Below are 4,532 nucleotides of genomic sequence, written 5' to 3'. Positions count from 1 at the left end.
GCTCAGCAATCGTTGGTTACATCTTTGATTTCTCGCGGAGTAACTTGTGATGCTGATAATCTGTTGACTAGCAGTCTGACTCCACAAGCACCCACACGAATTGCTTGATTCAGTTGTTAAAGAGCGGTTGGCTAAGATCTTTCGTCTCAACCGAGGCGCGCATTCTACAGCAGCCTCATTTACTGTCAAGTGATTATTTTCAGAAGCTTTCAAAGTTTCCTTTGTAACTTCAACCACTTGCGCTTCAGATCTCTCATCAGCGGGAGGCGAATTCTACAGCGTTACACGCTGCTGTCAACACCTCTTTTTCAACTCCCTTTGTGCTTCGATGAACTGAAGCAACCTGCTGCCGAAAACTGCGTAACTCTTTGTTTACCAAGGAGTTTTCCGTTTCGACTGCGCCGGAAGTGGGGCGAATTATAGACACCTGGAATCTGCCGTCAAGCACTGATTTAGGTTTTCTATCAATAAGCTGCGGAAAGCAGCAAAACACCCCAAAGGGTGCCTATATAGAGGAGCCGAAACTCCCTCTATATAGAAGAGACCTATCAGAGAACGCCAGAAGCCTTGAATGCGGACACCGCTCCGGCATCCAGACCCAACACACGCTGCAAAACTTCAAGCGTGTGCTCACCCAGCAGAGGAGGTGCAAAACGATACTCAACCGGCGTCTCCGACAATCGAATCGGGCTCGCCACCTGAGGCACCATCCCGGCCAGCGCATGCGGCAGTTCGATAGCCAACCCACGCGCCTTGACCTGAGGATCGGCAAACATCTGGGCCACGTCATTGATAGGCCCGCATGGCACGCCAGCCTGTTCCAGTTGCGCCACCCATTCAGCGGTAGTCTTGAACACCGTCGCCTGGCGGATCAGCGGAATCAGTATTGCCCTGTTTGCCACCCGCAGCTTGTTAGTGGCAAAACGCGGATCGTCCGCCCACTGCGGCTGCCCGGCCACTTCCGCAAACTTGCGGAACTGACCATCGTTCCCGACGGTAAGGATGAAATCGCCATCCGCCGTAGGAAAATCCTGATAAGGCACGATGTTCGGGTGAGCATTACCCAAGCGCTTAGGCGCGTTGCCTGTCGTCAGGTAGTTCATTGCCTGATTGGCCAGACAAGCCACCTGTACGTCCAACAGTGCCATATCGATATGCTGACCACCGCCGTCGTGATCCCGATGCGCAAGCGCAGCCAGGATCGCGACAGTCGAATACAGCCCGGTGAGGATGTCCGTCAGCGCCACGCCAACCTTCACCGGCCCCGCACCCTCTTCGCCCTCAGGTCGCCCCGTCAGACTCATAAGGCCACCGAGCCCCTGGATCATGAAGTCATAACCCGCACGCTTGGCGTAAGGACCGGTCTGGCCGAACCCGGTGATCGAGCAATAGATCAGATCCGGATTGATCGTCTTCAGCGTTTCATAGTCCAGGCCATAAGCCGCCAGACCGCCGACCTTGAAGTTCTCGATCAGGATGTCCGACTTGGCCGCCAGTTCACGCACCAGCTTCTGCCCTTCAGGGTGAGTGAAGTCGATGGTGACAGATTGCTTGTTGCGATTGGCCGACAAGTAATAAGCAGCCTCGCTGGTATTCTCGCCATAAGCGTCTTTAAGGAACGGCGGCCCCCAGGCGCGCGTGTCATCGCCGTTACCCGGACGCTCGACCTTGATCACTTCAGCGCCAAGGTCGGCCAGGATCTGCCCGGCCCAAGGCCCGGCCAGCACCCGCGATAAATCCAGTACCCGTAGATGCGATAGCGCGCCCATGGACGTTCTCCTTAATAGAACGCCTGGAGGCCGGTTTGCGCACGACCGAGGATCAGTGCATGGACGTCGTGAGTACCTTCATAGGTGTTCACCACTTCCAGGTTGACCAGGTGACGCGCCACACCGAATTCATCGGAGATGCCGTTGCCGCCCAACATATCGCGAGCCATGCGCGCGATGTCCAGGGACTTGCCGCAAGAGTTGCGCTTCATCATCGAGGTAATTTCGACCGCCGCGGTACCTTCGTCCTTCATACGACCCAGACGCAGGCAGCCTTGCAGCGCCATAGTGATTTCAGTCTGCATGTCGGCCAGCTTCTTCTGGATCAACTGGGTAGCGGCCAGTGGGCGACCGAACTGTTGACGATCCAGGGTGTACTGGCGAGCGGTGTGCCAGCAGAACTCGGCTGCACCCAGCGCACCCCAGGAGATGCCGTAACGTGCCGAGTTGAGGCAAGTGAAAGGACCTTTCAGACCACGGACGTCCGGGAAGATGTTCTCTTCCGGAACGAACACGTTGTCCATCACGATTTCACCGGTGATCGATGCCCGCAGGCCCACCTTGCCGTGAATCGCCGGAGCGCTCAGACCTTTCCAGCCTTTCTCCAGTACGAAGCCGCGAATGTCACCGGCATCGTCCTTGGCCCAGACCACGAACACATCGGCGATCGGGCTGTTGGTGATCCACATCTTGCTGCCGGTAAGGCTGTAGCCGCCTTCCACTTTGCGCGCACGACTGATCATCGCGCCCGGGTCGGAGCCGTGGTTAGGCTCGGTCAGGCCGAAGCAGCCGATCCACTCGCCCGACGCCAGTTTCGGCAGGTACTTCTGCTTTTGCGCTTCGGTACCGAATTCATTGATTGGCACCATCACCAGCGAGGACTGCACGCTCATCATCGAGCGATAGCCGGAGTCGATGCGCTCGACTTCACGGGCGATCAGGCCATAGCTGACATAGTTCAGGCCGCTGCCACCGTATTGCTCGGGGATGGTTGCGCCCAACAGGCCAACCTCGCCCATTTCGCGAAAGATCGCTGGATCGGTCTTCTCATGACGGAAAGCTTCGAGGATGCGCGGCGCAAGGCTTTGCTGAGCGAATTGCGCAGCCGTGTCGCGAATCATTCGTTCTTCTTCAGTGAGCTGTTGATCCAGCAGCAGGGGATCGATCCAGTTGAAGCTAGCTTTACCGCCCATGAGTGTGTCCTCTCGAATCGGGTCAAATAACGTAGGCTGATCCTAGGCCCGGATCGGCGCGACGGCAAACGAGGATTTTGCATACTGTTGTGCTAATTTCTCACTCCGAAACGTCGCAAAAGAGCTTTTATGCGATGTATTAGTGAGGTTGACGTACATGCGCAGAAAGATACCCAGCACCACCGCCCTGATCAGCTTCGAGGCCGCGGCGCGCCACGAGAGCTTCACCAAGGCCGCCCAGGAGCTTTCGCTGACCCAGGGAGCGATTTGCCGACAGATTGCCAGCCTTGAAGAGTTCCTCAGTGTGGAACTGTTCCGACGCTCGCGGCGCGGGGTCAAGCTGACGGAAGCCGGACTCTCCTACAGCCGTCGGGTGGCCACTCAGCTCGATGCCGTTGAGCGCGACACCTTGTCCGTGATGGGCCAGCAGGGCACCAACGTGATCGAACTGGCCGTAGTTCCGACCTTCGGCACCCAATGGCTGCTGCCGCGACTCAAGGATTTCCAGCAGAAACACCCGGAAGTGACGGTCAACCTGACCAACCGCACGCGGCCGTTCCTGTTCGCCGACACGGATTTTGATGCCGCCATCTACTTCGGCGACGCGGATTGGTCGGGTACGGAATCCCACAGGCTGATGGGTGAAAATCCGATGCCCGTTTGCAGCCCCAACCTGCTCGGAAACAAGACCAGTCTGACGCCCGGGGAAATCGCCGACTTGCCTCTTCTGCAACAAACCACTCGCCCCTATGCCTGGCGCCAATGGTTCGACTCCCAACACCTCAATGTCCCGCGAGACATGACGGGCCCCCGCTACGAGCTATTCTCCATGCTCGCCCAGGCAGCCATGCACGACATGGGCATTGCCCTGATTCCGCCGTTCCTGATTCAAAGGGAGCTGAAAGAGAAACGCCTGGTGATCGCCAACCCCCAAGCACTGTCCAGTATCAAGGCTTACTACCTGATGATTCCTGAGCGAAAGGTCGAATCCGCGTCTTTAAGGGCATTTCGCGACTGGTTGGTAAATCAGGCGTACAGCTACAGCCTAGAGGGATAAAGGCTCTACAAGGTTACTTGACCCCGTAGTCAGTAAAATAAAAGCCCTACAGATATACGTATTTGTCGCATAGCAGCAAACTGTATCGACAAGTCGTACAAACGTCCCACAAGCGCCTGATGACGCGGCTTTGCGCCACTATTTCGAGGCAATGCCGCATCATTCATACGGCCGATGTGTAAATTCTTCAATTTCGGCCAGAATCCTTGAAAAGCACGGTCTGCAAGGGATTGAGCCGGTTGGTTGCGACATTCGGTCACGGGGTGACTTGTAGTTAATTTTCCGTCACCCGTCATAATCCCTTGAAGGGCACAAAGTTCGCCTGCAAAATGCCGCGCCCCGCCCTGATTTGGCGGGATCGTGCTGATCGGCCGCCCCAGCCGCACCATCCGTAGTGCATGGGTTTACTCAATAAGATCACGCAGGAGATTTGACGTGCACATTGGTGTTCCTCTCGAAACCCAGACCGGTGAAACACGGGTTGCTGCAACCCCGGAAACCATCAAGAAGCTG

The 4,532-nt window shown here is 56.6% G+C and carries 4 protein-coding genes; 2 read left to right on the top strand and 2 right to left on the bottom strand.

Annotation, left to right across the window (positions count from 1 at the left end; all coding sequences use genetic code 11):
- Positions 1-548: 548 nt before the first annotated feature.
- Both KGB20_RS24420 and KGB20_RS24415 read right to left on the bottom strand, forming a co-directional pair.
- A complete protein-coding gene (locus tag KGB20_RS24420; RefSeq protein WP_154910998.1) occupies positions 549-1,769 on the bottom strand; it encodes a CaiB/BaiF CoA transferase family protein in 1,221 nt (406 codons plus the stop codon).
- An 11-nt stretch (positions 1,770-1,780) separates the two neighbouring features.
- Positions 1,781-2,962 (bottom strand): acyl-CoA dehydrogenase, encoded by a 1,182-nt coding sequence (locus tag KGB20_RS24415; protein WP_008053124.1) that lies wholly within the window; start codon positions 2,960-2,962, stop codon positions 1,781-1,783.
- Positions 2,963-3,119: 157 nt separating this feature from the next.
- Here KGB20_RS24415 and KGB20_RS24410 point away from each other — a divergent pair, with 157 nt between their 5' ends.
- Positions 3,120-4,019, top strand: coding sequence for a LysR family transcriptional regulator (locus tag KGB20_RS24410; RefSeq protein ID WP_057712567.1), 900 nt, complete (start codon positions 3,120-3,122; stop codon positions 4,017-4,019).
- A gap of 435 nt (positions 4,020-4,454) precedes the next feature.
- The coding region (locus tag KGB20_RS24405) for a hypothetical protein (RefSeq protein WP_223441004.1) at positions 4,455-4,532 on the top strand (78 nt) is incomplete at its 3' end.

The sequence above is a fragment of the Pseudomonas sp. BF-R-30 genome (assembly GCF_019956175.1).
Lineage (GTDB): Bacteria > Pseudomonadota > Gammaproteobacteria > Pseudomonadales > Pseudomonadaceae > Aquipseudomonas > Aquipseudomonas jessenii.
This window is presented reverse-complemented; position numbering and strand designations above follow the sequence as displayed.

Excerpts from the sequence above, each read along its gene's own strand:
- KGB20_RS24420 (WP_154910998.1), bottom strand. The coding sequence starts at position 1,769 with ATGGGCGCGCTATCGCATCTACGGGTACTGGATTTATCGCGGGTGCTG.
- KGB20_RS24415 (WP_008053124.1), bottom strand. The coding sequence starts at position 2,962 with ATGGGCGGTAAAGCTAGCTTCAACTGGATCGATCCCCTGCTGCTGGAT.
- KGB20_RS24410 (WP_057712567.1), top strand. The coding sequence starts at position 3,120 with ATGCGCAGAAAGATACCCAGCACCACCGCCCTGATCAGCTTCGAGGCC.